Origin of the sequence: Comamonas sediminis (genome assembly GCF_041107495.1) — a bacterium.
Taxonomy (GTDB): Bacteria; Pseudomonadota; Gammaproteobacteria; order Burkholderiales; family Burkholderiaceae_C; genus Comamonas; species Comamonas sediminis.
On record NZ_JBGBDC010000005.1, the window covers coordinates 406022 to 430164 of the forward strand.

Annotated in this window: 24 protein-coding genes; 21 read left to right on the top strand and 3 right to left on the bottom strand. The window is 66.1% G+C overall.

What is annotated here, in order from left to right; genetic code table 11:
* Positions 1 to 113: 113 nt before the first annotated feature.
* The 9 genes from AB7A72_RS13900 (at position 114) to AB7A72_RS13940 (ending at position 8437) form a co-directional block, all read left to right on the top strand.
* Positions 114 to 1214: a LacI family DNA-binding transcriptional regulator gene (locus AB7A72_RS13900; RefSeq protein ID WP_369460324.1), complete on the top strand. Its 1101-nt coding sequence runs from the start codon at positions 114 to 116 to the stop codon at positions 1212 to 1214.
* 118 nt (positions 1215 to 1332) lie between these two features.
* The gene (locus tag AB7A72_RS13905) at positions 1333 to 2004 is read left to right on the top strand and encodes an amino acid ABC transporter permease (RefSeq protein ID WP_230774108.1); all 672 of its coding nucleotides are present in this window, start codon (positions 1333 to 1335) and stop codon (positions 2002 to 2004) included.
* Positions 2005 to 2020: 16 nt separating this feature from the next.
* The gene (locus AB7A72_RS13910) at positions 2021 to 2662 is read left to right on the top strand and encodes an amino acid ABC transporter permease (RefSeq protein ID WP_312526389.1); all 642 of its coding nucleotides are present in this window, start codon (positions 2021 to 2023) and stop codon (positions 2660 to 2662) included.
* A gap of 181 nt (positions 2663 to 2843) precedes the next feature.
* The gene (locus tag AB7A72_RS13915; RefSeq protein ID WP_373449255.1) at positions 2844 to 3635 is read left to right on the top strand and encodes a transporter substrate-binding domain-containing protein; all 792 of its coding nucleotides are present in this window, start codon (positions 2844 to 2846) and stop codon (positions 3633 to 3635) included.
* Between the two features lie 132 nt (positions 3636 to 3767).
* Positions 3768 to 4523 (top strand): amino acid ABC transporter ATP-binding protein, encoded by a 756-nt coding sequence (locus tag AB7A72_RS13920; protein ID WP_369460325.1) that lies wholly within the window; start codon positions 3768 to 3770, stop codon positions 4521 to 4523.
* A 209-nt stretch (positions 4524 to 4732) separates the two neighbouring features.
* Positions 4733 to 5539, top strand: coding sequence for a sugar phosphate isomerase/epimerase family protein (locus AB7A72_RS13925; protein ID WP_369460326.1), 807 nt, complete (start codon positions 4733 to 4735; stop codon positions 5537 to 5539).
* A gap of 46 nt (positions 5540 to 5585) precedes the next feature.
* Positions 5586 to 6536 carry a sugar kinase gene (locus AB7A72_RS13930; RefSeq protein WP_369460327.1) on the top strand — a complete coding sequence of 317 codons (951 nt, stop codon included), beginning with the start codon at positions 5586 to 5588 and terminating at the stop codon, positions 6534 to 6536.
* Positions 6537 to 6559: 23 nt separating this feature from the next.
* Complete coding sequence (locus tag AB7A72_RS13935; protein ID WP_369460328.1) at positions 6560 to 7549, top strand: 2-hydroxyacid dehydrogenase; 990 nt, start codon at positions 6560 to 6562, stop codon at positions 7547 to 7549.
* A gap of 141 nt (positions 7550 to 7690) precedes the next feature.
* A complete protein-coding gene (locus tag AB7A72_RS13940) occupies positions 7691 to 8437 on the top strand; it encodes a siderophore-interacting protein (RefSeq protein ID WP_369460329.1) in 747 nt (248 codons plus the stop codon).
* A gap of 20 nt (positions 8438 to 8457) precedes the next feature.
* Here the strand turns inward: AB7A72_RS13940 and AB7A72_RS13945 are convergent, their stop codons facing one another.
* Positions 8458 to 9333: a GntR family transcriptional regulator gene (locus AB7A72_RS13945; RefSeq protein ID WP_312414622.1), complete on the bottom strand. Its 876-nt coding sequence runs from the start codon at positions 9331 to 9333 to the stop codon at positions 8458 to 8460.
* A gap of 242 nt (positions 9334 to 9575) precedes the next feature.
* Here AB7A72_RS13945 and AB7A72_RS13950 point away from each other — a divergent pair, with 242 nt between their 5' ends.
* The 9 genes from AB7A72_RS13950 (at position 9576) to AB7A72_RS13990 (ending at position 19640) form a co-directional block, all read left to right on the top strand.
* The gene (locus tag AB7A72_RS13950) at positions 9576 to 10727 is read left to right on the top strand and encodes a C45 family autoproteolytic acyltransferase/hydolase (RefSeq protein WP_369460330.1); all 1152 of its coding nucleotides are present in this window, start codon (positions 9576 to 9578) and stop codon (positions 10725 to 10727) included.
* Positions 10728 to 10732: 5 nt separating this feature from the next.
* Positions 10733 to 11677: an ABC transporter permease gene (locus tag AB7A72_RS13955; protein ID WP_182326223.1), complete on the top strand. Its 945-nt coding sequence runs from the start codon at positions 10733 to 10735 to the stop codon at positions 11675 to 11677.
* Positions 11674 to 12492, top strand: coding sequence for an ABC transporter permease (locus tag AB7A72_RS13960; protein WP_230774099.1), 819 nt, complete (start codon positions 11674 to 11676; stop codon positions 12490 to 12492). Before AB7A72_RS13955 ends, AB7A72_RS13960 begins: the two co-directional genes overlap by 4 nt.
* The gene (locus AB7A72_RS13965) at positions 12489 to 14165 is read left to right on the top strand and encodes a dipeptide ABC transporter ATP-binding protein (RefSeq protein WP_369460331.1); all 1677 of its coding nucleotides are present in this window, start codon (positions 12489 to 12491) and stop codon (positions 14163 to 14165) included. Before AB7A72_RS13960 ends, AB7A72_RS13965 begins: the two co-directional genes overlap by 4 nt.
* Positions 14166 to 14194: 29 nt before the next feature.
* Complete coding sequence (locus AB7A72_RS13970; protein WP_369460332.1) at positions 14195 to 15058, top strand: alpha/beta hydrolase; 864 nt, start codon at positions 14195 to 14197, stop codon at positions 15056 to 15058.
* Between the two features lie 48 nt (positions 15059 to 15106).
* Positions 15107 to 16669: an ABC transporter substrate-binding protein gene (locus tag AB7A72_RS13975; RefSeq protein WP_369460333.1), complete on the top strand. Its 1563-nt coding sequence runs from the start codon at positions 15107 to 15109 to the stop codon at positions 16667 to 16669.
* 91 nt (positions 16670 to 16760) lie between these two features.
* Positions 16761 to 18197: an amidase gene (locus tag AB7A72_RS13980; protein ID WP_369460334.1), complete on the top strand. Its 1437-nt coding sequence runs from the start codon at positions 16761 to 16763 to the stop codon at positions 18195 to 18197.
* Positions 18198 to 18219: 22 nt separating this feature from the next.
* Entirely contained in the window at positions 18220 to 18855 is a 636-nt protein-coding gene (locus tag AB7A72_RS13985; protein ID WP_369460335.1) for an FMN-binding negative transcriptional regulator, read from the top strand.
* Positions 18852 to 19640: a peptidoglycan DD-metalloendopeptidase family protein gene (locus AB7A72_RS13990; RefSeq protein WP_369460336.1), complete on the top strand. Its 789-nt coding sequence runs from the start codon at positions 18852 to 18854 to the stop codon at positions 19638 to 19640. The genes AB7A72_RS13985 and AB7A72_RS13990 overlap by 4 nt, the downstream gene beginning before the upstream one ends.
* Before the next feature lie 9 nt (positions 19641 to 19649).
* On the opposite strand, the gene AB7A72_RS13995 is transcribed toward AB7A72_RS13990, so the two are convergent.
* The gene (locus tag AB7A72_RS13995; RefSeq protein WP_313333962.1) at positions 19650 to 19949 is read right to left on the bottom strand and encodes a hypothetical protein; all 300 of its coding nucleotides are present in this window, start codon (positions 19947 to 19949) and stop codon (positions 19650 to 19652) included.
* A 68-nt stretch (positions 19950 to 20017) separates the two neighbouring features.
* The gene (locus tag AB7A72_RS14000) at positions 20018 to 20278 is read right to left on the bottom strand and encodes a DUF2061 domain-containing protein (RefSeq protein ID WP_239810043.1); all 261 of its coding nucleotides are present in this window, start codon (positions 20276 to 20278) and stop codon (positions 20018 to 20020) included.
* Between the two features lie 214 nt (positions 20279 to 20492).
* On the opposite strand from AB7A72_RS14000, the gene AB7A72_RS14005 reads away from it, so the two are divergent.
* The 3 genes from AB7A72_RS14005 to AB7A72_RS14015 all read left to right on the top strand — a co-directional run bounded on the left by AB7A72_RS14005 (position 20493) and on the right by AB7A72_RS14015 (position 24134).
* A complete protein-coding gene (locus AB7A72_RS14005) occupies positions 20493 to 22052 on the top strand; it encodes a DUF4178 domain-containing protein (RefSeq protein WP_369460337.1) in 1560 nt (519 codons plus the stop codon).
* Positions 22053 to 22120: 68 nt separating this feature from the next.
* Positions 22121 to 22339, top strand: a complete 219-nt coding sequence (locus AB7A72_RS14010) for a DUF350 domain-containing protein (RefSeq protein WP_021027983.1) — start codon at positions 22121 to 22123, stop codon at positions 22337 to 22339.
* 307 nt (positions 22340 to 22646) lie between these two features.
* The gene (locus tag AB7A72_RS14015; protein WP_369460355.1) at positions 22647 to 24134 is read left to right on the top strand and encodes a polyamine aminopropyltransferase; all 1488 of its coding nucleotides are present in this window, start codon (positions 22647 to 22649) and stop codon (positions 24132 to 24134) included.
* Positions 24135 to 24143: the final 9 nt, after the last annotated feature.

The following is a 24143-nucleotide window of genomic DNA, read 5'->3' on the forward strand; positions in this document are numbered from 1 at the left end:
CTCCCGGGGTCGCACCTGCGCGACTGCCCCCCTCCGCGCGCAGGCCGGCCAACGCGGCAGGCGTGCGGTTCGGCGCTACCATCGCTACCGTAACGACCACCCTGGACTGCCCCGTGCCCAAGCCTGCGCCCACCGCCACCCCATCGCGCCCCTGCCCGCCCGGCGCAGCCAAGCCTGCGGCCCCTGCCAAGGCCCGGGCCACGATTGCCGATGTGGCGCTGGCGGCCCAGGTCTCCAAGGCCACGGTGTCGCGCTACCTCAATGGCCGTACCGACATCCTCACCCCCGACATGGCCAAGCGCGTGCAGGAGGCCATTGCCAGCCTGCAGTACCGGCCCAGCCCGATGGCCCAGGCGCTCAAGCATGGCCGCACCCGCCTGATCGGCTTGGCGGTGGCCGATGTGACCAACCCCTTCTCGGTCGCAGTGCTGCAGGGCGCAGAAAAGGCCTGCCAGGCCGCCGGCTACCTGCTGGTGCTGTTCAACCTGGGCAATGAGGCCGGGCGCGAGCGCGATGCCATGCATGCGCTGTCCGCCTACCAGCTCGACGGCATGATCCTCAACCGCGTGGACACCAGCGCCCAGCTCTGGCAGGACGCGCAGCTGCACGGCAAACCCATCGTGCTGGTGGACCGGTTCCAGGAAGGGCTGGACGCTGATTTTGTGACCGTGGACAACCCCGGCGTGGTCCAGATCGCGATGGACCATCTGCAGCAGCAAGGCTTTGACGAGGTACTGCTGGTGACCGAGCCGATTGCCGATGTGAGCTCGCGCACCGCGCGCCAGCAGGCCTTTGCCCGCTACATCCAAAGCCAGGCGCCCACCATGCAGGGCAGCGTGTGGGAAAGCACCGCCGACGGTGCCAGCGCCCTGCAGCAGCACCTGCAGCACTGGCAGCAGCAGGCGCAGCAAGCCGGCCGCCGCCCTGCCGTGCTGGCCGGCAATGCCGTGGCCAGCCTGCGCGTGGCCACTGCCGTGCATGCACTGGGCTGGGTGCCCGGGCGCGAGCTGGGCATCATCGGTGTGGACGAGACCGACTGGGCCGCGCTGGTGGGCCCGGGCCTGAGCACGGTGGCCCAGCCCACCGATGCATTGGGGCAGGCGGCGGCCACCTGCCTGATCGAGCGCATCCAGGGCCTGCAAAGCCCCGCCCGAACAGTCGAGTTACCAGGCACCATCATTGTGCGCGGCTCGACAAAATCGCCAAGTAATTGATTTACAACGGTTAAAAAAGGCGTTACGCACCAAACTAGGGCAAACCCTAGTAATCGTTCCGTAACCTTCCGTTAAACTGCAGCGCTACTGAAACCGGTTTCAAACGCGCCGCATCGCCATGAACTACACGTTCCAATTCGACCAGGTCCTGGCAGCCTGGCCGCAGCTATTGCAGGGCACCTGGGTGACCATCCAGCTGTCCTTTCTCGCCATGATCATCGGCCTGGCCGTCGCAATCGTCTGTGCCTGGGGCAAGACCTCGGGCCCGGCGCCGCTGCGCTTTGTCATCAATGCCTACATCGAGCTGATCCGCAACACGCCCTTTCTGGTGCAGTTGTTTTTCTTCTTCTTTGCGCTGCCGGCCGTGGGCCTGCGCTGGTCGCCGCAAACCGCCGCACTGGTGGCCATGGTGGTCAACCTGGGCGCTTATGCCACCGAGATCATCCGCGCCGGCATCGAATCCATCCCCAAGGGCCAGATCGAAGCCGGCCTAGCGCTGGATCTGAAACGCTGGGAAATCTTCCGCTTCGTGATCCTCAAGCCCGCGCTCAAGACCATCTACCCGGCGCTGACCAGCCAGTTCATCCTGCTGATGCTGAGCTCGGCCGTGGTGTCCGTGATCTCGGCCGACGACCTGACCTCGGTGGCCGCCAATATCCAGTCCGAGACCTTCCGCAGCTTTGAGGTCTACATCGTCGTAGCCGCCATCTACCTGCTGCTGTCGCTGGCCTTCAACCTGCTGTTCAAGCTCATCTATCAGATGGCCTTGAACTACCCAGACCGTCGCTGAACTCGGAGAACAAGAAATGCGTACTTTTGGTTGGCCCGAGCTGTGGTTCATCGTGGAAGCGGCCAAGTGGACCGTGGCCCTGTCCCTGATCGCCTTTATCGGCGGCGCCCTGGTGGGCCTGGTGATTGCGCTGTCGCGCACGTCAGAGAACGGCCTGGCGCGCGGCATTGCCACCGCCTTTACCCAGATTTTTCAGGGCACGCCGCTGCTGCTGCAGCTGTTTCTGGTGTTCTTTGGCGCGCCCATTCTGGGCTTTGAGATCAACCCCTGGATTGCAGCGGCGGCTGCGCTGATTCTGAACAGCGGCGCCTTCCTGGGCGAAATCTGGCGCGGCTGTATCCAGGCTGTGCCACGCGGCCAGTGGGAAGCGGCCGATGCGCTGTCGCTGTCCTACTTCTGGCGCATGCGCGCTGTCGTGCTGCCCCAGGCGATGAAGATTGCCGTGGCCCCCACCGTGGGCTACCTGGTGCAGATCATCAAGGGCACTTCGCTGGCAGCCATCATCGGCTTTACCGAGATCACCCGCGCTGGCCAGATCATCAACAACGCCACCTTCCAGCCCATGCTGGTGTTTGGTGTCGTCGGTGCCGTTTACTTCATCCTGTGCTGGCCGCTGTCGCTGTGGGCGGGCCGCCTTGAGAAGCGCCAAGCAAGATGAACACCCCCCTGAGTCGCTACGCGCCTTCCCCCCAGGGGGACGACGCCCTCGCTGCGGGGCGGCCCTTGCTCGGCGTCCCGCCGATGGGCCCTGCTGCAACGACGCTGGTGCTTCTTACGTTTGGCCTGTATTAATCCCTTTCCCTTCTTGCCGCGTTTATAAACCCTTAGGAGACATGAGCATGCAGATTTCCCGCCGCACTTTCACCTCCGCTGCTGCCGCCCTGGCTGCCAGCGCCCTGTTGCCCCTGACCGCATCGGCCCAGTCGCTGGCGGATCTGAAGAAGAAGGGCAAGATCACCATCGGCATGCTGGTGGACTTCCCGCCCTACGGCATCCTGAACGGCAGCAACCAGCCTGATGGCTACGACGCCGATGTGGCCAAGCTGCTGGCCAAGGAATGGGGTGTGACCGCCGACATCGTGCCCGTGACCGGCCCCAACCGCATCCCCTTTCTGCTGACCAACAAGGTCGACATGCTGATCGCCTCGCTGGCCATCACGCCCGAGCGCGCCAAGCAGGTGCTGTTCTCCAAGCCCTACTCGGCCGCATCGATCGTGCTGTACGGCGCCACCAAGACCGCCATCAAGGGCCCGGAAAACCTCAAGGGCCTGCGCGTGGGCGTGGCACGTGCCTCCACCCAGGACGTGGCCGTCACCAAGGCTGCGCCGGAAGGCACGCAAATCCGCCGCTTTGACGACGACGCATCGGCCATGCAAGCCCTGCTGTCGGGCCAGGTCGATGCCATCGGCTGCTCGGTGACCGTGGCGGCCCAGATCGCCAAGCGCGCCCCTGCGGGCCAGTTCGAGAACAAGTTCCAGCTGCTGCAGCAGAACATGGCCGTCGCCCTGCGCCCTGGCCAGGACGAAGTGGCCGAAGCCGTGAACGCCTTCATCGCCAAGAACACCGCCAATGGTGAGCTGAACAAGCTGTACCAAAAGTGGTTGGGCGCCGACCTGCCGAAATTGGACTAACCCCCTGAGGCGCTGCGCGCCTTCCCCCTGGAAGGGGGACGACGGCCTTTGCGTCGGGGCGGCCCTAGCTGGCCGTCCCGCGCATCAAACCCGCCTCGTGCAAACGCTCATCACACACGACAAGACTGCTTTATGACGACCCCCTCGCAAGCACCCATCATTCGCCTCCAAGGCGTCGAGAAATGGTATGGCAACTTCCAGGTGCTGACCGATATCAACCTCGACGTGCGTGCTGGCGAGCGTATCGTCATCTGCGGGCCTTCGGGCTCGGGCAAGTCCACGATGATCCGCTGCATCAACCGGCTCGAAGCCATCCAGAAGGGCCAGATCACCGTGGACGGCATGGACCTGACCGGTGACAGCAAGGCCATCGACACCATCCGCAAGGAAGTGGGCATGGTGTTCCAGCAGTTCAACCTGTTCCCGCATCTGACGATTGTGGAGAACTGCATGCTGGCGCCGATGCGCTCGCGCGGCCTGAGCAAGGCCGAGGCGCAGGAGCGCGCGATGCACTACCTGACGCGGGTGCGCATTCCGGACCAGGCCAACAAGTACCCCAGCCAGCTGTCGGGCGGCCAGCAGCAGCGCGTGGCCATTGCCCGTGCGCTGTGCATGGCCCCCAAGATCATGCTGTTTGACGAGCCCACCTCGGCCCTCGACCCCGAGATGGTCAAGGAAGTGCTGGACACCATGATCGGCCTGGCCGAAGACGGCATGACCATGCTCTGCGTGACCCATGAAATGGGCTTTGCCCGCAGCGTGGCCGACCGCGTGATCTTCATGGCCGACGGCAAGATCATCGAGCAAGGCCCACCGGCTGCGTTCTTTGACAACCCCCAACACCCCAAGACCCAGCAGTTCCTGGGCCAGATCCTGAGTAATCACTAACACCCCCTGAGGCGCTTCGCGCCTTCCCCCTCTCTCGCTACGCGGGAGGGGGACCCCACCTTCGCTGCGGGGCGGCCCTTGCTCGGTGTGCGCCGATGGGCCGCGCCAGTTTTTGAGAACGTGCGAAGTTACTGCAGATTGTTTGCTCACTTATCAATAGCTGTCAACGCTTGGTATACGGGCGTAAGCGGCCAAAAAATACGAAAACCATGGCCTTGTCTTTGCAAAACGCGGGCTCGCCCGCCCTGATCTCCCTCACCTCCTTTGGCAATGCCGAAGTGCGCCGCCACGGCCAGCTCTACTTTGCCCAGCTCGCGCACCGCGCAGGCGCCAACGGCTATGAAGTGCGCGAAGAGCTGCTGCTGAACCCCGCCGAAGAGCTGCCCGCGCTGGCCGCCTATGGCCGCGACCACCAGCTGGACCTGGTCTACTCCTGCCCCCAGCCGCTGTTTGCGATGGACGGCAGCCTGAACACCGCTGCCGTACAACACGCGGTCGCCGCCAGCCATAGCTTGGGGGCCACCTGGCTCAAGATGTCGATCGGCGGCTTTGCCAGCCAGTCGGTCGCGCATTCGGCCCAGGGCTTTGCGGCGCTGAAGAGCGCCATCGAGGGCGCGGGCCTGACCCTGCTGATCGAAAACGACCAGACCACGGCCGCCGGCACCGTGCAGGCACTGCAGCGCTTTTTTGCCGCGGCCGATGCCGCCGGCCTGCCGCTGCCGATGACCTTTGACATGGGCAACTGGCACTACCTGGGCGAATGCGCGCTGCAAGCGGCGCAGCTGTTTGGCAGCCGCGTGGCCTATGTGCATGCCAAGGGCGTGCAACGCCTGCCGGCCAAATGGGTAGCAGTGCCGCTGGCCGAATCGGCCGCCGCCTGGCGCGCCATTTTGCGCGCGCTGCCCAGCGACGCACCCCGCGCCATCGAGTACCCGCTGATCGGCGACGACCTGGTCGCCGTCACCCGGCAGGAGCTGGCCGTGCTGCGCGATGCCACGGCACTGCAAGCCCGCTAAGTCCCCGATAAACCAACAGCCCACCGCACCCAAGAGAGACACGGCCATGACCACCAAGACCTTCGACATCGCCACTTTTGGCGAAGCCATGATGCTGCTGATCGCCGACCGCGCCGGCCCGCTGGAGAACGCCGAGTTCTTCACCAAGCGCATTGCGGGCGCCGAGATCAATGTGGCCACCGGCCTGGCGCGCCTGGGCTTCAACACCCACTGGGCGAGCCGCCTGGGCGCCGATTCGATGGCGCGCTACCTCATCAACCAGATGAAGAGCGAAGGCGTGCACTGCGAGCATGTGGTGCTGGACCCGGCGCAGAAGACCGGCTTCCAGATCAAGGGCCGCACCGATGACGGCAGCGACCCGCAGGTGGAATACCACCGCAAGGGCTCGGCCGCCAGCCTGATGACCCCCGCCGACATCGACGAGCCCTGGTTGGCCTCGGCCCGCCACCTGCATGCCACCGGCGTGTTTGCCGCGATCTCGCAGACCAGCCTGGCCACTGCCCAGCGTACCCTGCAGATCGCCCGCGCTGCTGGCAGCACCATCTCCTTTGACCCCAACCTGCGCCCCACCCTGTGGCAGGACGAGGCCACGATGCGCCGCGAGATCAATGCGCTGGCCGCTGGTGCGGACTGGGTCTTCCCCGGCCTGGCCGAAGGTGAGCTGCTGACCGGCCACAAGACGCCCGAAGCGGTGGCCAAGTTCTACCGCGACCAGGGCGCCAGCCTGGTGGTCGTCAAGCTCGGCGAAGAAGGTGCTTACTACGATGACGCCCAGGCCGGCACCGGCTATGTGGCCGGCTGCCCGGTCGAGAAGGTGGTGGACACCGTGGGCGCCGGCGATGCCTTTGCGGTGGGCGTCATCAGCGGCCTGCTCGATGGCCGCTCGGTGGCCGATGCCGTCAAGCGCGGCTGCTGGATTGGCGCGCTGCAGGTGCAGGTGCTGGGCGACTCCGAAGGCTTGCCAACCCGCGAAGCCTTGACCGCCGCCGGCTATTGATTTCAACGCATCCAGGAGCAGCAATGACCAGCACCCGCCACCAGATTTTGGTTTTTCGTGAACTGCCCGAGGACCAACTGGCCCGCCTGCAAGCCGCGCACAATGTGACCGTGGCCAACCCCCGCGTGGCTGCACAGCGCGATGCCTTTTTTGCAGCGCTGCCCCAGGCCCAGGCACTGATCGGGTCGAGCTACCCGATCACCGATGCGCTGCTCGATGAAGCACTGCAGCTGCGGGTGATCTCCAGCATCTCGGTGGGCGTGGACAACTACCCGCTGGCCGCGCTGCGCGAGCGCGGCATTGCGCTGTGCCACACGCCGGGCGTGCTGACGGAGACGACGGCCGACACCATCTTTGCACTGCTGATGGCCACCAGCCGCCGCATTCCGGAGCTGGCGATGTATGTGCGCTCCGGCCAATGGCAGCGCAATATTGGCGAGGACCTGTTTGGCTGGGATGTGCATGGCAAGACCCTGGGCATTCTGGGCATGGGCCGCATCGGCATGGCACTGGCCCGGCGCGCGGCGCTGGGCTTTGGCATGCGCGTGCTCTACAACAACCGCAGCGTTGTGCCCGAGAGCGAACTGGGCGCGCTGGCCGGCCATGTGCACTATGTCGCCCGCGATGCACTGCTGCGCGAGGCGGACTTTGTTGTCTCCGTCGTGCCCTCGACCCCCGAGACCAAGCACCTGCTGGGCGCCGAAGCCTTTGCCATGATGAAGCCCAGCGCCATCGTCATCAACGGTTCGCGCGGCGCGATCGTCGACGAGGCTGCATTGCTGCATGCGCTCGACACCGACCAGATCCGCGCCGCCGGCCTGGATGTGTTTGCCACCGAGCCGCTGCCGGTCGAATCCCCCCTGCGCACCCATGCCAAGGTGGTGGCGCTGCCGCATATCGGATCGGCCACGCACGAGACGCGCCACGCGATGGCCGAGATGGCGACCAGCAACCTGCTGCAGGTGCTGGCGGGTGAACAACCTGCAGGCAGATTCGACCTGAACCACGCCTGAGCCCACAGCGGCGCCATGGGCAGCGCCGCGCGAGACGGAATAAGGGAAGGCGCGCCCGCATAATGGCCGCCAGACCCTCCGATGCTGGCCACCCGCTCGGGTCCAGCGGCCTCCCCTCTCGTACCGTCTCTAGACTGCGGCATGCCCTCCACGCTCCAGGTTCTCTCCCTCTGCTCCCCCTCTGCCGGCTACCGCCGCATCCGCTTTGCCGGCGCGCAGCTGGCGCCCTTTTGCCAGCACGACAACATCCACTGCCGCCTGGTGTTTCCGTCGCCGCAACGCGACGGCGCCAGCAGCACACGCGTCTACACCGTGCGCGCCTTCGATGCCGATGCGCAATGGCTGGAGATCGATTTTTTGCTGCATGCCGATGCCGGACCGGGCGCCTGCTGGGCCCAGCAGGCGCAGGTCGGCGACCGGGTCGAGATCCTCAAACCCGGTGGCCGCACGGCCCGCATCGCCGACTGGATGGTGCTGGCCGGTGACGACAGCGCACTGCCCGCGCTGGCGCGCATCGCAGAGCAGCTGCCCGCCAGCACACGCGGCCATGTGGTCTGCGAGATCGCAGACCCGCAGGATGCGATCAACATCCCTCTGCCGCCCGGCATGCAGTGGCATTGGCTTTACCGCGCAGGCGCGCCCGCAGGTACCGGCGAGCAACTGCAGCAGGCCGTGCAAGCGCTGGACTGGACCGCCGCGCAAACCACCGCAGGCGCAAGCCGCTTTTTATGGGTAGGTGCCGAATTTGCGACCGCGCAGGCGCTGCGCGCATGGGCGGTGGACAGCCTGGGCCTGGGCAAGCAGGAGCAGCTGATCGTGGCCTACTGGCGCCGGGGCATGAGCGAGAACGAGCTGCGCGCGCCCAAGCTGGACCTGGAAAAAACCTAGGTCCTGTTAAGAACCTGTTTTTAGATTTCCGCCGAGCGCGAAATATGCCGGCGCAGCAGCGCGGCGGCATAGTCGGCATCGCCTTCTTTCAGCGCCTTGAGAATGCCCAGGTGGTCGGTGCAGGCCTGGCGGATGTGCTGCTCGCTCAGGTGGCTGAAGTGCGCGAACTCCGAGATCTTGCGCAGCGAGTTCTGCCGGCGCACCGACTCGATCAGAAAGCGGTTGCGCGACCAGGACACCAGGGTTTCATGGAAATTCGCATTGGCCTTGAACCACACATCCTGGCGCAGCTGCTCGACCGGCATCTGCAAGATGTCTGACTGCTCGCGAAACAGCTGCTGCAGCTGTTCGGGATCGGGCGCAAAGCCGGCCATCTTCAGCGCGCCGCACTCGACGATCAAGCGAAAGTCATAGCTCTCGTGCACGGCCTGGGGGTTGTCCAGGCTTTCGGTAAAGCGCCAGCCGTGGCCAGGCAGGCGCTCGGTCAGGCCCTCGGCAGCAAAGCGCATCAGCACGCGGCGCACGGCGCCCCGGGTCACGCCAAACAGCTCCACCAGCTGCGCCTCGGAGACTTCGCCAGCCAGCTGGCCGCTGGCGCGGTGGTTCATGATCTGGCTGTACAGCGCCTCGGCGTCGGAGGGGGGCACCAGCTGCTCCAGGGCATCATCGCCATCGGGCACGCGCTCGACCCGAAAACCCCGGCCCGGGTGGTAGGCCACCAGGCCCTGGGCGGTCAGCAGCATCAGCGCCTGGCGCACCGGCGTGCGCGAGACCTTGAGCTCATCGGCCAGGTGCAGGTCGGAGATGCGGTCGCCCACGCGCCAGCGGCCAGCATGCATCAGCGCCGTCAGCTTGCGCGCGACGTCGATCTGCAAAGAACTCAGCGATTGCTTCAAACCGATTCTCCCCTGGGTTGTGCTGCTGCGGCCCGCGTCTGCGCAATGCGGTGGCAGTGGCGGCGGCGCGCAGCCTCTTGTTTTTGCCGGCCAGCCCCGAGCATACGCGCCAGGCTTCCCGTCTTGGCAGCATCCTTCATCGTAGTTTCCCTAAGTTTTGTTTGATTCTATAAAAAACAAATTGACAGTCAATGACCACGAAATTAATGTATTAAAAGTTCACAAAACACAAAAGGAAAAAGATGTCGCCGTTTCCACTCGTCACGCTGTCTGGCGCCCCCCAAGCCCGTGGGCGCCAGTATGGCGCGGCGCTCAAAGACCGCATTGCCCGCAGCGCAGCCCTCTATGGCGGCGCGCTGGAGAAGTACGGCATCAGTGCCGCACACAAGGCCGCGCTGATCGCCGAGTACGCCCAGAAGATCGCCGATTTTGACGAGAACTACCTCGAAGAAATGCGCGGCATTGCCGAAGGCTCGGGCGTCGCGCTGGACGACATCGTGATGATCAATGCCCGCACCGAGGTAGTGGCCCTGGCACGCGCCCAGTCCACCAAGCCGGTCGATGACGAGCTCGACGACGGCTGCACCGGCGCCATGCTGCTGCCCGAGCGCAGCGCCTCGGGCAACCTGATCCATGGCCAGAACTGGGACTGGCGCGCCGAATGCGCCGAGACCGGTGTGGTGCTGCGCGTGCGCCAGGACCATGGCCCCGACTACCTGACCTTTGTCGAAGCCGGCGGCCTGGCCCGCAGCGGCCTCAATGCCGCAGGCATCTCCATCACCGCCAACTACCTGGAATGCGAGCGCGACTACACCAAGCTGGGCATTCCGCTGGGCCTGATCCGCCGCAAGGTGCTGGAGCAGGAGCACTTTGCGCTGGCCGCCAAGGCCGTGGCCACCACGCCCAAGTCCTGCTCCAACAACATCATGGTGGCATCGGCCGCGGGCTTTGGCATTGACTTTGAATGCGCGCCCGACGAGGCCTTCCCGCTCTACCCCGAGGACGGCATGATCGTGCACGCCAACCACTGGGTCAGCCCGGTGGCGCTGGCCAAGCTGCGCGACACCGGCATCCCCCATGTGCCCGAGAGCTTTTACCGCGACTGGCGGGTGCGCAAGATCCTGCAGGAGCAGGGCCGCCTGCTGACCCGCGAATCGCTGAAGAAGGCGCTGTTTGACGACTTCCTCTCGCCCTACGCGGTATGCCGCCCGCCCCGGCCTGCCGATGGCGGCAACCTGACCGCCACCGTCGCGATGATCGTGATGGAGCCGGCGCTGGGCATCATGGAGATTGCACCGCTGCCCGCCATCAACCGCCAGTTCACCACCTACCGCCTGCATGGCGATGGCGCGGCTGAACCGTCTGCCGCAGCCGCTGCGGCGCTGGAGCACTGACCGCCATGTGGAAATTCGCTGCCACCCGAATCGGCATGGCGATTCCGACCTTGGTGATCGTGGCACTGGCCGTCTTCATCCTGGTGCGCCTGATCCCCGGTGACCCGGCAGCGCTGATGCTGGGTGACTCGGCCGATGCCGCATCGCTGGCGGCCCTGCGCGAGCAACTGGGCCTCAACGCCAGCCTGCCTACGCAGTTCCTGGTCTGGTCCGGCCATGTGCTGCAGGGCGACCTGGGCCAGTCCATCTCCAACCGCCAACCGGTTGCCGCGCTGATCTGGCAGCGCTTTGCCGTCAGCGCCCAGATCGTGCTGCCTGCCGTGCTGCTGGCCACGCTGGTCGCCGTGCCGCTGGGCATGCTGGCGGCCTGGCGCCAAGGCCGCCTCACCGACCTGGCCCTGGTCGCCACCGCCACCTTGCTGCTGTCGCTGCCCGCGTTCTGGATGGGGCTGCTGCTGCTGATGTTCTTTGCGCTCAAGCTCGGCTGGTTTCCAGTGGTCGGCTTTGTCGCCTTTGGCGAGAACCCGCAGCAGGCGCTGCTCTACCTGGTGCTGCCCATCACCACCTTGCTGCTGCACGAGATTGGCGTGATCCTGCGCATGACCCGCGCCTCCACCTTGGAAGTGCTGCACCTGGACTACATCACCCATGCCCGCGCCAAGGGCCTGAGCGAGATGACGGTGATGCTGCGCCATGCCTTCAAGAGCTCCTTTGGCCCGACCTGGACCCTGCTGGGCCTGATCCTGGGCAACCTGCTCGCCGGGGTGGCGGTGATCGAGACCGTGTTCACCATTCCGGGCCTGGGCCGGCTGCTGGTCGATGCGATCTTTGCCCGCGACTACCCGCTGATCCAGGGCTGCCTGCTCTTCATCGCCAGCATCTATGTCCTGGTGAACCTCTTTGTGGACCTGCTCTATCCCATCTTCGACCCGAGGGTGGCTGCATCATGAACCGCCGCTCCCTCTCCTTCTGGCTGGGCGCTGGCCTGGTCTCCGTGGTGGTCGCCGTGGCCTTGCTGGCCACGTTCTGGACGCCGTATGACCCGCTCAAGCTCGACTTCAAGACCCGCCTGGCAGCGCCCGGCTGGCAGCACTGGATGGGCACCGACGAGCTGGGCCGCGATGTGCTCAGCCGCCTGATGCGCGGCACTGCCACCAGCATCCGCATCAGCCTCAGCACGGTGTTTCTGGCCACCTTCTTTGGTGTGCTGATCGGCGCGCTCAGCGGTTACCTGCGCGGCTGGCCCGACCGCATCCTGATGGCCATCAACGATGCGCTGCTAGCCTTCCCGGGCCTGTTGATGGCGCTGGGCCTGCTGGCGGTGTTTGGTGCCAGCGCCAGCGGCATCATCATCGCGCTGGCACTGGCCTATGCGTCGTCAGTAGTGCGCGTGGTGCGTGGCACCGTGCTGGGCCTGCGCGAGCGTGATTTTGTGCGTGCCTCGCGCGTCATGGGCAACTCCGAGACCTACACCTTGCTACGCCATGTGCTGCCCAATTGCATCGCACCGGTGATCGTCATGGCCACCTCGATGTGCGGCTGGATCATCCTGGCCGAGAGCTCACTGAGCTTTCTGGGACTGGGCGTGGCGCCACCGGCCCCCACCTGGGGCAACATGCTGGCGGGCAGCCGCTCCTATGTCAGCCAGGCGGCCTGGCTGGCGATTTTCCCGGGGCTGGCGATCTCGCTGGCACTGCTGGGCATCAACCTGCTCGGTGACGCCTTGCGCGACCGGCTCGACCCACGCATGCGGAGGCGCGTATGACCACATCCCCTGCCTTGCTGCAGATCCAGAACCTGAGCCTCTCGGCCGGCACCGACAAGCTGGTGGTGCGCAACGCCTCGCTGCAGCTGGCCGCTGGCGAGATTGTTGGCATCGTCGGCGAATCGGGCTCGGGCAAGACCATGCTCAGCCGCGCCGTGATGCGGCTCACGCCCCATGCCATCAGCCGCAGTGGCGGCGATATCCTGCTCGACGGCCAGTCGCTCTATGCGATGAACGAGCACCAGCTGCGCGCTGTGCGCGGCCCGCGCGTGGCCATGGTGTTCCAGGAGCCGATGACCTCGCTCACGCCCACCCTGAGCATTGGCGAGCAGCTGCTCGAAGGCCTGCGCATGCACCTGCCCCAGGCGCGCAATGAGCACATGCCGCGCATCCATGCGATGCTGGAGCGCGTCGGCCTGCGTGACACCCAGCGCATCCTGAGTGCGTTCCCGCATGAGTTCTCGGGCGGCATGCGCCAGCGCATCATGATCGCCTCGGCCATGCTGCTGCGCCCCGCCCTGCTGATTGCCGACGAACCCACCACGGCGCTGGACGCGGTGGTGCAGCGCGAGGTGATGGAGATGATGCTGGAGCTGACCCGTGAGAACGGCACCGCCGTGCTGCTGATCAGCCATGACCTGCCGATGGTCGCCCGCTACGCCGACCGCATGGTGGTGATGAAGCAGGGCGACATCGTCGAGACCGGCCCCACCGCCCAGGTGCTGGCCGCCCCCGCGCATGACTACACGCGCCAGCTGCTGCGCACCCTGCCCCAGCGCCGGGCGCCGCGCAAGATCGACCGCACGGCGCCGCTGCTGTCGGCCCGCGACCTGGTGCTGGAGTTTGGCGGCCGCCAGCGCTGGTTCCGCAAGGGGGCGCCAGCGCGCGTGCTCAAGGGCATCAGCCTGGATATCTTCCCCGGCGAGGTGGTGGCCGTGGTCGGCGAATCGGGCTCGGGCAAGACGACCCTGGGCATGATCCTGTCGGGCCTGCTGCAGCCCACCAGTGGCAGCCTGCTGTACAAGGGCCAGCCCTTGCGGCCGGGCTGCCCGGGGTTCAAGGACTACCGCTACAACTGCCAGATGGTCTTCCAGGACCCGTATTCCTCGCTGGACCCGCGCATGACGGTGCAGGCGCTGGTGGCCGAGGCGCTGCGCATGGCCGAGGGCCTGAGCGCCAGCGACAAGCGCGAGCGCGTGCAGCAGGCGCTGGCCGATGTGGGGCTGGGCGGCGATTTTGCGACGCGCTACCCGCATGAGCTCTCGGGCGGCCAGCGCCAGCGCGTGGCCATTGCCCGCGTGCTGGTGCGGCGCCCGGCGCTGATGATTGCCGACGAGGCGGTCTCTGCGCTCGATGTGACGGTACGCGCCCAGGTGCTGGACCTGCTGGCCGAGCTGCAGCAGCGCTATGGCTTCTCGTGCCTGTTCATCAGCCACGACCTGGGCGTGGTCGAGCAGATTGCCGACCGGGTCATCGTCGTGCAGGGCGGCGTGATTGCCGAGCAGGGCACGCGCGATGCCGTGTTTGACCAGCCGCAGAACCCCTATACGCGCCAGCTGCTGGACGCGATCCCGATGCTGCAGGCCACGCCCGATGGCGGCGTGCACCTGCGCTGGCGCCATGCCGAGGGCCGGGCCACCGCTCCAGCAGACGGCGCTGCCTGCCCTGCCTAAAAATTCAGCAACCTTTCAGGAGTCCTCTTATGTCACCCCCTCCCGCCCGCCAGGGCCACGGCATCAAGCTGAGCTATTACGACTTTGGCGCCACGACCTTTTTTGCCAGCCAGTACGACCAGCGCTTCAGCTACTGCCTCTATGTGCCCAAGAACTACAGCGAGAGCGAGGACAAGGTCTACGACCTGGCGGTGATCGTGCACGGCACGGGCCGCACCGCCAGCCAGTACCGCGACCGCTTTGCCGATTTTGCCGACCGCAATGACTGCATCGTGCTGGCGCCGCTCTTTCCCGCCGGCATTGGCGTGGCCGGCGACCTGGCCAACTACAAGCGCATTCTTTTCCATGGCATCCGCTATGACCAGGTGCTGCTGTCCATGGTGGACGAGGTGGCGGCCAAGTACCGCGTGCGCAGCGAGCGCTTCATGCTCTACGGCTTCTCGGGCGGCGGGCAGTTCAGCCAGCGCTTTTTCCTGCTGCACCCGGAGCGCCTCCATGCCGTGTCGATCGGCGCGCCAGGCGTGGTCACCCTGCTCAATACCGACTACGACTGGTGGGTGGGTGTGCGCGACATCGAGCAGCGCTTTGGCCGCAGCCTCAACCTGGCGGCGATGCGCGCGGTGACGGTGCAGACCATCATCGGCACGGCGGACACCGCCACCTGGGAGATCACCATTCCGCGCGACAGTGCACTGTGGATGGATGGCGCCCAGCTGCAGGGCGACAACCGCATCGAGCGCATCACCGCACTGGCCGACAGCTTTGCCGCGCATGGCATCCGCGTGCAGCGCGACACGGTGCCCGGCATTGCGCACGAGCCCTTCAAGGTCATCGAGCCGGTCGAGGCCTTCTTGCAGCAGTGCCTGCGCACGCCGCAAGCCGCCCCGGTGTAAGCCCCTGTCCCAAGCCCCCACGCCAACGTCACCACCACAAGGAAGACCATGCCCACCAGCCGCTCTCTTTGGTCGCCCGCGCTGCTCGCTGCAGCCTGCGCGCTCAGTGCCCACAGCCAGGCCGCCGGCGCCCCCGATATGCTGCGCGTGGCGCTGCATGCCGATATCGCCAGCGTCAACCCCGGTGTCAACCGCGACGCCAACTCCGACATGGTGATGGCCCATGTGGTCGAGGGCCTGGTCGCCTATGGCGAGGACCTGACTGTCAAGCCCATGCTGGCCAGCAGCTGGACAGCCAATGACGACAGCACCAGCTACGACTTCAAGCTGCGCCCGAATGTGCGCTTTCACAATGGCAAGACCTTGTCGGCCGCCGATGTGGTGTGGAACTTCAAGCGCTACCTCGATCCCAAGACCAACTTCCAGTGCATCAACCGCTACAACGGCAAGATCGGCCCGGCGCTGCAGGAGGTGAAGGCCGTCGACGCGCAAACTGTGCGCTTCAGCTTCTCGGCGCCCGCGCCCAACTTCTTGATGACCCTGGCCACCATCCAGTGCACGCCCTGGATCATCCACCCGGAGTCGGTAACAGCCAACGGCAGCGTCAGCCAGGTCATCGGCACTGGCCCCTACCGCTTTGCCGAAAAGCAGACCGGCCGCTACACCGAGCTCAAGCGCTTTGCCGACTACAGCGCGCTGCCCGGCGCGCGCGATGGCTATGCCGGCAACAAGCAGGCCAGCATTGCCACCCTGCGCTTTGTCACCGTGCCCGATGCCAGCACGCGCTCCAACGGCGTGCTCTCGCGCGATCTGGACGTCATCGACGATGTAGACCCCGACACCATCAAGGAGCTCAAGGGCAAGGGCGTGCAGGTGGAGGTGCAACCCACCCCGAGCTGGGTGGTGCTGCAGGTGCAGACCGAGGCGCCCGCGCTCAAGGATGTGCGCATGCGCCAGGCCATTGCCAAGGCGCTGAGCCTGCCCGATGTGGCCGAGGCCGCCGGCAAGGGCCTGTTTACCGCCAACCCCTCGGTGATATCGCCGCTGAGCCCCTACTACGACCAGCGCAGCAAGGCCTGGCCCGGCTATGACCCGGTGGGCGCCAGCGCGCTGGCCAAGCAGGCGGGCTACAAGGGCCAGCCCATCAGCCTGCTGGTAGCCAACCGCCAGGAGCGCGTGCAGCTGGCCACCATCCTGCAGGCGCTGCTGGGCTCGGCCGGCATCAATATCGACATCAAGGTGCGCGACTGGGCCTCGCAGCTGGATCTGTACGGCAAGGGCCAGTACGAGCTGGCCATCTTTGCCTACTCGGCGCGGCTGGACCCCTTGCTGATGTATGAATCGCTGATCGGCGACAAAAAGGCCGAGCCGACCCGCCAGTGGGACGATGCGCAGGCCTCGGCCTTGCTCAAGCAGGTGGCGATGGAGCGCGATCCGGCGCGCCGCAAGGACCTGTTCAACCAGCTCCATGCGCTGATGGCCAAGGAGGTGCCGATCATCGGGCTGTACAACCTGCCCGTCGTCACCGCGATGGCGCCCAGCATCAAGGGCTACAAGGGCTGGCCCGCCGGCACGCACCGCTTCTGGGGCGTGAGCCGCGCAGCGCCCTAAGCCAACCTCCGCCCGCGTGGGCAGAACGGTCTGGTTCTGCCACGCGCATGCCACTTTCTCCGCATTCCGATCTCTGCGTTTCACACCCTGTATGTCTTTCTCTGCAACCGATTACCGCCTGGCCGATGCCACGGCCCTGGCCCAGGCCATCCGCGCTGGTGCGCTCACGCCCCAGGCCGCGGTGGACCATGCCTTTGACGCCATCGAGCGCTGCAACCCCCAGCTCAATGCCGTGATCCTGACAATGCGCGCGCAGGCAGACGAGCAGCTGCGCCAGCTGCCGGCCGATGCGCCGCTGCGCGGCGTGCCGGTGCTGCTCAAGGACGACTGCCCCAGCTATGCCGGCGCAGCGATGTCGTATGGCTCGCGCGCGGCACTGGGAAACGTCTCGGCCACTGACCACACCTTGGTGCGCCGCTACCAGCAGGCGGGCATGGTGATCGTCGGCAAGACGAATCTGCCCGAGTTCTCGGCCAATGTGGCGACCGCGCCCAGCCTGCACGGCCGCGCCTTGAACCCCTGGAGTGCTGCGCACAATGTCGGCGGCTCCTCGGGGGGCTCGGCCGCCGCAGTGGCCGCCCGCATGGTGCCGCTGGCTTATGGCAATGACGGCGCGGGCTCGATCCGCATACCGGCGGCCTGCACAGGGCTGTTTGGCCTGCGCCCCTCGCGCGGCCGCGTGGCCTGCGGCCCTGTCTCCAGCGAGAACTGGGGCGGGCTCGTGAGCCACCATGTGCTGACGCGCAGCGTGCGCGACTCGGCCCTGATGCTGGACCTGAGCGATGCGCTGGAGCCCGGCTCGCTCTATGCCGCGCCGGCCAAGGCGGAAGACTTCAGCCAGGCGCTGCTGCGCCCGCCCGGGCGGCTGCGCATTGGCGTGCTGCAGGAGGCAGGCCCGGGCCAGGCGCTGGACAGCAGCATCCTGCAAGGCCTGCAGGACACCAGTCGTCTGCTGCAGGAACTGGGCCATGTGACCGAAGAGGCGCAATGGAACTTCTCGCACGCCGACCTGGCCGCCGCCTTCAGCCGCATCATTGCCGCCTACACCGCGCTGGAGATGGATGACCTGGTGCGCAGCACCGGCAGGCCAGCGACAGCGGAGTTCTTTGAACCGGTGAACCTGGGCCTGGCCGAGCAGGGCCGGCGCCTGGGCGCTGTCGAGCTATTGGCCGCGCGCAATACCTGCAACAGCATCGCCCGGCGCCTGGGCGAGATGTTTGGCCGCTATGACCTGCTGCTCTGCCCGGTGATGCCGACCCTGCCCCAGGGCCTGCAGGCGCTGGATGTGCGCCAGCCCGATGCGCAGCACTTCATGCAGGAGTTCATGGATGCGACCGTGTTCACCCGCCCGGCCAATGCCGCCGGCGTGCCCGCGATGAGCGTGCCGCTGTGGCAAAGCGCCAGCGGCCTGCCCATGGGCATGCAGTTCATCGCCCCCTATGGCGCAGAAAGCCGGCTGCTGCAGCTGGCCGCGCAGCTGGAGCAGGCCCTGCCCTGGGACCAGCGCCTACCCCCGGTCCACGCCTGATCTCTCTCTGACCCGCCCCCTCATGCTCTACACCAAACCCTATTACCAACCCCAGCAGCCCGCGCAGATCAAGGAGCTGGTCGACCGCGTGGTGCTGGGCACCCTGGTCACGCCGCACAGCGAAGGCGTGGCGCTGTCCCACCCGGTGTTCCGGCTCGACTCCACGCGTGGCGCGCTGGGCACGGTGGTGTCGCACGTCGCATCGGCCAGCGACCATGTGCGCTTTCTGCGCCAGGGCCTGCCGAGCATCGCCATCCTGATGGACCCGGGCAGCTATATCTCGCCGTCCTGGTACCCCCACTACCCGCATCGCGACAGCGCGCCGACCTGGGGCTTCCAGGTGGTGCACCTGCATGGCACCCCGCGCATGCTGGAAGAAGATGAACTGGTCGCCCACCTGCAGGACCTGGTGGGCCACATGGAGCGCGGCCGCCGCTGCCCCTGGGACAGCAGCGAGCTGGGCCCCGGCGGCCTGGAGCGGCGCCTGCCCGGCATTGTGGGCTATGAGATGCCGGTGGCGCGCTGTGAAGCCAAGTTCAAGCTCGGCCAGGACGAACGCCCGGCCGATATGCGCGGCGCCGTGGCGCGCCTGCGCGAGCAGAACCAGCATGCGCTGGCCGATACCATAGAGCAACACTGCCAACTCCAACAACCATGACCACCGCCGACACACAGACCGACCCCATCGCCGAGGCCATTGCGCGCCACCACAGCGGCCTCAGCGCCGTACCGGAGGCTGCCGCCTTCCATGCCTGGGTGGCGCAGCAGCGCGGCAGCTGGAGTGGGCTGATGCCCGGCCTGGCGCAGGCGCGCATGGGCCACGTCGATTTCCGCAGCGCTGACTCTGCCGTGGCCGCCGCCAGCGCCAGCATGGACCGCGAGGGTGCCATCCGCGCCTATGAGGCCCTGCAGCAAAGCCAGGGGTTTGACATGGGTGTGGGCCACTGGATGGAGCAGCGATGCGTTTACCAAAGCAGCAATTACGCATCGACCCGGCTGGCAGGCGCGATGCGCGACTGCCACCTGGGCGTAGACCTGTTTGCGCCAGCGGGCACCACGCTGCGGCTGCCGCTGGCCGCGGAGGTGGTGGTGGCTGAAGTGCGTGATATCCGGCTGGACTATGGCGGCATGCTGGTGCTGCGCCACCAGGGCCCTGCGCACCCAGAGTTTTTCAGCATCTGGGGGCATCTGAGCCATGCATCGGCCCGGCGCTGGCAGCCGGGCGATCAGATTGCCGCAGGCAGCGAGTTTGCCCACCTGGGCGACTTTGCAGAGAACGGCTGGTGGCTGCCCCATCTGCACCTGCAGCTGTGCCTGCTGCGCCTGCCCGACTTCAGCGATGCGCCCGGTGTCGGCGAGCAGGCCTTTGCACCGGTCTGGCAGGACATCTTCCCCAACCCGGCGCCGCTGCTGCGCGCCAACGATGAGGCGCTGCGCAGCTGAGGGCTGCGCTTATTGGCCAGCCGGGTCGCAGCGCACCTGGTTCATGTAGATCGAGCAGTTGTACTTGTTGCCTTGAAAGCTTGCCTGGTAGCGCGTCGATTCACGCTGCCGGTCAAAGCCGAAGACCTGCACATGCGCCTCGGTGCTGCTGAAGTAGTTGGCGGTTTTCTCGGCAATAGCCTGGTCCGACAGCACGGCATTGCTGCCAATGGGCGCCACCACGTCGCAGCCCTGCAAGGCCAGCACGGCGGCACAGAGCGCGGGCCAGGCGGCCAGGGACAATCGCTTGCGTGAAATGGAGGGGGTCATCGGTGCATCCTGTGGGTAGCGGCAATGCGCTACTGTCGCACATCCGGCCGCTGCTGTCAGGGGGCCTGTCAGCTGGCTTGCACCGCTACGGGCGCGGTTGCCACAGCGGCAGCTGAGCGCGCATTCCAGCGCTGCCAGGCTTTTTCATGGAAGAAAAAGGCAAAGGCCTGCACCGTGGGCTCCAGCAGGCTCAGCGTGAGCGAGGCGATCAGGTTGCCGGTGACGGCGTACGCCACCATTGCGGCGACCGTGATGTGGATCAGGTAGTAGCTGGCGGTCTTCTTCAGCGTCTGGCGGTTGTTCTGCAGGCTGCGGCGGATGGAGGACATGGCGGGCTCTTTCTTGCAATAAATCGATGGCAGTGCTGTAAATGATATTTATTAGCAATGGCAAAGGCCAATGAATCCTCGCTAAAAAAACCATAGGCCTGGCTAATACCGCCAGTCGCACGCTGGCGGCCCGCGCGCCAAGCCCTGCGCTATGATGCGGTGCGGTTGCCGAATGGGCGCCTCCATAACACCTTCATAACAAGCCAGACGACCTATGACGACGGACCAGCAACGCAGCTATACGGCGCCCTGCCCGGGCTGCGGTGCACCTGTGGAATTTGCCAGCGCCCAGTCCGCCTTCGCCGTCTGCCCGTATTGCCAAAGCTCCATCGTGCGCAATGGCGATATCCTGAAGCGCATCGGCAAGATGGCCGAGGTCTTCAACGACTACAGCCCGCTCAAGCTGAACCAGACCGGCCAGTTCGCCAAGGGCAGCCAGGGCAAGCCCGAGGGCTTCCGCCTTGTGGGCCGGCTGCAGTACAAGGGCGAGACCGGCAGCTGGAACGAGTGGATGGCGCTGGGCGACAGCGGCGAGACCGCTGTCATCAGCGAAGACAACGGCCAGTTTGTGCTGAGCCGCGCCAGCCAGGCCGCCACCAAGAACCTGCCGCCGGCCGACCGCTGGCAACCGGGCCAGCGCATTGCGATCAGCGGCGTGCAGTACAGCGTGACCAGCGTCGTACTGGCCCAGCTGATGGCGGCCGAGGGCGAGATGCCGCACCAGCCCGAATTGGGCAAGCCCTTTACCGTGGTGGAGCTGCGCACCGAGGACGACAAGGTGCTGTCCATCGACTACAGCGAGAACCCGCCCGCCGTCTACCTGGGCGCGCCGGTGCTGCTGGGCGCGCTCAAGATTGCAGGGCTGAAGACCACGTCCAACAAGAAGGACCAGGGCCGGCACTTCAACTGCCCGCGCTGCGCGGCGCGGGTCGATATCAAGCTGGACACGACCCAGGCGCTGACCTGCCCGAGCTGCGGCTCGCTCATCGATGTGTCGCAAGGCATTGGCGGGGAGCTGCGCGCCGCCATCCAGAAGGACCCGGTCAAGCCCCTGGTGCCGCTGGGCAAGATAGCGAACCTGGCTGGCAGCAAATGGCAGCTGGTGGGGTTTCAGCACCGCATCGGCATCGAGCCCGATGACGACGAATACTTTGGCTGGGACGAGTACCTGCTCTACCACAGCCAGCAGGGCTTCCAGTTCCTGGTCAACAGCAGCGAAGGCTGGAGCCTGGTCAAGACCCTGACCGGCGCACCCGACTACCGCGCAGGCCGCAGCACGGCGACCTGGAAACAGCAGACCTACCAGCTGCAATCGCGCTACCGCGCCGAGACCACCTATGTGCTGGGCGAGTTCTACTGGCCGGTGGCACGGGGCGACAAGACCGACAATGTGGACTTTGCCCGGGGCAAGGATGGCGCGCAGCTGCTGAACCTGGAGCAGGGCCCGCGCGAGCTGAGCTGGTCGCTGGGCCGCAAGATGACGCCCGAGTCGGTGGCATCGGCCTTTGGCATGAGCGACCAGCTGGCGCTGTTCAAACCCGAGACCAGCAGTTTCACGGTGCCCAAGCTCGGCTGCATGCCGGTCATCATTGGCCTGTTCCTGCTGTTCTTCCTGCTTATCTGGTTGTGGCCCAAGGGCTGCGATACTGCGCTGGAGCGGCGCAAACTGGCCGCCGACCCGACCTATGTGAGCAAGTGCAGCAGCAGCACGGGCAGCGGCCGGTCGTCCAGCGGTTCATGGGGTGGCTACAGCTCCGGCGGCAGCCACAAATAAACAATCGCTGGCAACAGCACTGCGCACAGCCCGATGAGGGCGCGCTTTTGACGAAGGAGAGAGTTGTGATGGATTTGGAATGGTTCCGCCCTGCGGCGTTTTTTGGCTCCATCCTGTTCGCCATGGTGGGCGTGGTGGTCTTCTGGCTGTGCTTTCTGATCATCGACAAGATCACCCCCGTGGACATGTGGGCCGAAATTGTAGAAAAGCAGAACCTCGCGCTGGGCGTGGTGGTGGCGGCGATGAGCCTGGGCATCAGCATCATCGTGGCAGCGGCGATCGGCTAGCTCTGCGCCTGCGCGGGCGCTGATGGCCATCGCCGTCAGCCGCCCTTTGCCACGCTGGCGGCGCCTGGCCTGTGCACGGGGCGCCCTGTCTTTTTCTCTTTTTCAGCCAACACTGCTGGCGCCTGCGCGCCCTGCACGGCTTCTGCAGCTCTCGCCCGTGTCGACCTCCACCCCCGCCACCCCTTCTGCCAACGCATCCCCCAGCCCCAGTCCGGGCAGCCCCCTGGGCGCGGGCGACGCGCTGGAGTTTGGCCATGCCGCCCTGCCGGAAGGCGAGGTGCGGCGCGCCAGCCCGCTGGAAGTGGCGATGCTGTTCAGCGTGTTTGTGGTGGCGGCCTGCGGCCTGCTGTACGAGCTGGCCGCAGCAGCGCTCGCGTCCTACCTGCTGGGCGATTCGGTGCTGCAGTTCTCCACCATCATCGGCACCTACCTGTTTGCGATGGGCATCGGCTCCTGGCTGTCGCGCTACCTGGTGCGCGAGCTGCCGGCGCATTTTCTGCGCATCGAGCTGATGGTGGCGCTGGTGGGCGGGGCCTTGCCTGCCGTGCTGTCCATCATCAACGCCTATGTGCCCAGCGCCTTCCACTGGATGCTGTATGGCACAGTGCTGGTGGTGGGCACCCTGGTGGGGCTGGAGATACCGCTGGTGATGCGCATCCTCAAGCGCAATGTGGTGCTGCGCGATCTGGTCTCCAAGGTGCTGACCTTTGACTACCTGGGCGCGCTGGCGGTGTCGCTGGCCTTTCCGCTGCTGCTGGTGCCGCACCTGGGGCTGATCCGCACCGGGCTGGTGTTTGGCCTGCTCAATGCGCTGGTGGCAGTATGGGCGCTGTTTCTCTTCAAGGAAGAGCTGCGCCGCTTTGGCAGCCATGTGCTGGCCTGCGGCCTGGTGATTGCCGCCTTGCTGGGCGGCCTGGTGGGTGCCGAGCGGCTGACATCGCTGACCGAGGACCACTTCTACCAGGAGCCCATTGTGCTGGCGCGCACCACGCCCTACCAGCGCATTGTGGTGACCCAGGGCAAGCGCGGCGCGCGCCTCTACCTGAACGGCAACCTGCAGTTTGCCCAGAGCGATGAATACCGTTACCACGAGGCCCTGGTGCACCCGGTGATGAGCCGCTTTGGCGCGCCGCGCAAGGTGGCGGTGTTTGGCGGCGGCGACGGCATGGCCGTGCGCGAGGTGCTCAAGTACCCCTCGGTCGAATCGGTGACCCTGGTCGAGCTGGACCCGCAGATGACCGACCTGTTCCAGAACGTGCCGAGCATGCAGGCGCTCAACAGCAATGCCTTGAACAACCCGAAGGTGCGCATCATCAATGCCGATGCCTTCCAGTGGCTGCAAAAGGCCGACGAGGTGTTCGATGTGATCATCGTGGACTTCCCCGATCCGACCAATTTTGCGGTGGGCAAGCTGTTCACCAACAGCTTCTACGCGATGCTGAGCCAACACCTGGCCGCCAGCGGCTTTGCGGTGATCCAGACCACCTCACCGCTGATTGCGCGCGAGAGTTTCTGGACCGTGGTGACCACCGTCGAATCGGTGGGCATGCAGGCCACGCCCTACCACGCCCATGTGCCCAGCTTTGGCGAATGGGGCTTTGTGATTGCCAGCCGCCGCCCCTGGAGCCTGCCGAGCACCTTGCCCGAAGGCATGCGTTTTTTGAGCCTGCCCAGCCTGCCGCTGTTGTTTGACTTTCCGCCCGACATGGCGCGGGTGCCGACCGAGGTGAACCGCCTGTCCAACCAGGTGCTGGTGCACACCTATGAGCGCGAATGGGGCAAGGTGGCGCACTGACATGATGGC

What these genes read in the sequence shown, in the direction of transcription:
- AB7A72_RS13975 (WP_369460333.1), top strand. Translation starts at nt 15,107, where the DNA reads ATGCCCACCAGCCGCTCTCTTTGGTCGCCCGCGCTGCTCGCTGCAGCC.
- AB7A72_RS13950 (WP_369460330.1), top strand. Translation starts at nt 9,576, where the DNA reads ATGTCGCCGTTTCCACTCGTCACGCTGTCTGGCGCCCCCCAAGCCCGT.
- AB7A72_RS13980 (WP_369460334.1), top strand. Translation starts at nt 16,761, where the DNA reads ATGTCTTTCTCTGCAACCGATTACCGCCTGGCCGATGCCACGGCCCTG.
- AB7A72_RS13915 (WP_373449255.1), top strand. Translation starts at nt 2,844, where the DNA reads ATGCAGATTTCCCGCCGCACTTTCACCTCCGCTGCTGCCGCCCTGGCT.
- AB7A72_RS13930 (WP_369460327.1), top strand. Translation starts at nt 5,586, where the DNA reads ATGACCACCAAGACCTTCGACATCGCCACTTTTGGCGAAGCCATGATG.
- AB7A72_RS14010 (WP_021027983.1), top strand. Translation starts at nt 22,121, where the DNA reads ATGGATTTGGAATGGTTCCGCCCTGCGGCGTTTTTTGGCTCCATCCTG.
- AB7A72_RS13935 (WP_369460328.1), top strand. Translation starts at nt 6,560, where the DNA reads ATGACCAGCACCCGCCACCAGATTTTGGTTTTTCGTGAACTGCCCGAG.
- AB7A72_RS14005 (WP_369460337.1), top strand. Translation starts at nt 20,493, where the DNA reads ATGACGACGGACCAGCAACGCAGCTATACGGCGCCCTGCCCGGGCTGC.
- AB7A72_RS14015 (WP_369460355.1), top strand. Translation starts at nt 22,647, where the DNA reads ATGCTGTTCAGCGTGTTTGTGGTGGCGGCCTGCGGCCTGCTGTACGAG.
- AB7A72_RS13985 (WP_369460335.1), top strand. Translation starts at nt 18,220, where the DNA reads ATGCTCTACACCAAACCCTATTACCAACCCCAGCAGCCCGCGCAGATC.
- AB7A72_RS13910 (WP_312526389.1), top strand. Translation starts at nt 2,021, where the DNA reads ATGCGTACTTTTGGTTGGCCCGAGCTGTGGTTCATCGTGGAAGCGGCC.
- AB7A72_RS13990 (WP_369460336.1), top strand. Translation starts at nt 18,852, where the DNA reads ATGACCACCGCCGACACACAGACCGACCCCATCGCCGAGGCCATTGCG.
- AB7A72_RS13995 (WP_313333962.1), bottom strand. Translation starts at nt 19,949, where the DNA reads ATGACCCCCTCCATTTCACGCAAGCGATTGTCCCTGGCCGCCTGGCCC.
- AB7A72_RS13905 (WP_230774108.1), top strand. Translation starts at nt 1,333, where the DNA reads ATGAACTACACGTTCCAATTCGACCAGGTCCTGGCAGCCTGGCCGCAG.
- AB7A72_RS14000 (WP_239810043.1), bottom strand. Translation starts at nt 20,278, where the DNA reads ATGTCCTCCATCCGCCGCAGCCTGCAGAACAACCGCCAGACGCTGAAG.
- AB7A72_RS13955 (WP_182326223.1), top strand. Translation starts at nt 10,733, where the DNA reads ATGTGGAAATTCGCTGCCACCCGAATCGGCATGGCGATTCCGACCTTG.
- AB7A72_RS13965 (WP_369460331.1), top strand. Translation starts at nt 12,489, where the DNA reads ATGACCACATCCCCTGCCTTGCTGCAGATCCAGAACCTGAGCCTCTCG.
- AB7A72_RS13940 (WP_369460329.1), top strand. Translation starts at nt 7,691, where the DNA reads ATGCCCTCCACGCTCCAGGTTCTCTCCCTCTGCTCCCCCTCTGCCGGC.
- AB7A72_RS13925 (WP_369460326.1), top strand. Translation starts at nt 4,733, where the DNA reads ATGGCCTTGTCTTTGCAAAACGCGGGCTCGCCCGCCCTGATCTCCCTC.
- AB7A72_RS13920 (WP_369460325.1), top strand. Translation starts at nt 3,768, where the DNA reads ATGACGACCCCCTCGCAAGCACCCATCATTCGCCTCCAAGGCGTCGAG.
- AB7A72_RS13970 (WP_369460332.1), top strand. Translation starts at nt 14,195, where the DNA reads ATGTCACCCCCTCCCGCCCGCCAGGGCCACGGCATCAAGCTGAGCTAT.
- AB7A72_RS13960 (WP_230774099.1), top strand. Translation starts at nt 11,674, where the DNA reads ATGAACCGCCGCTCCCTCTCCTTCTGGCTGGGCGCTGGCCTGGTCTCC.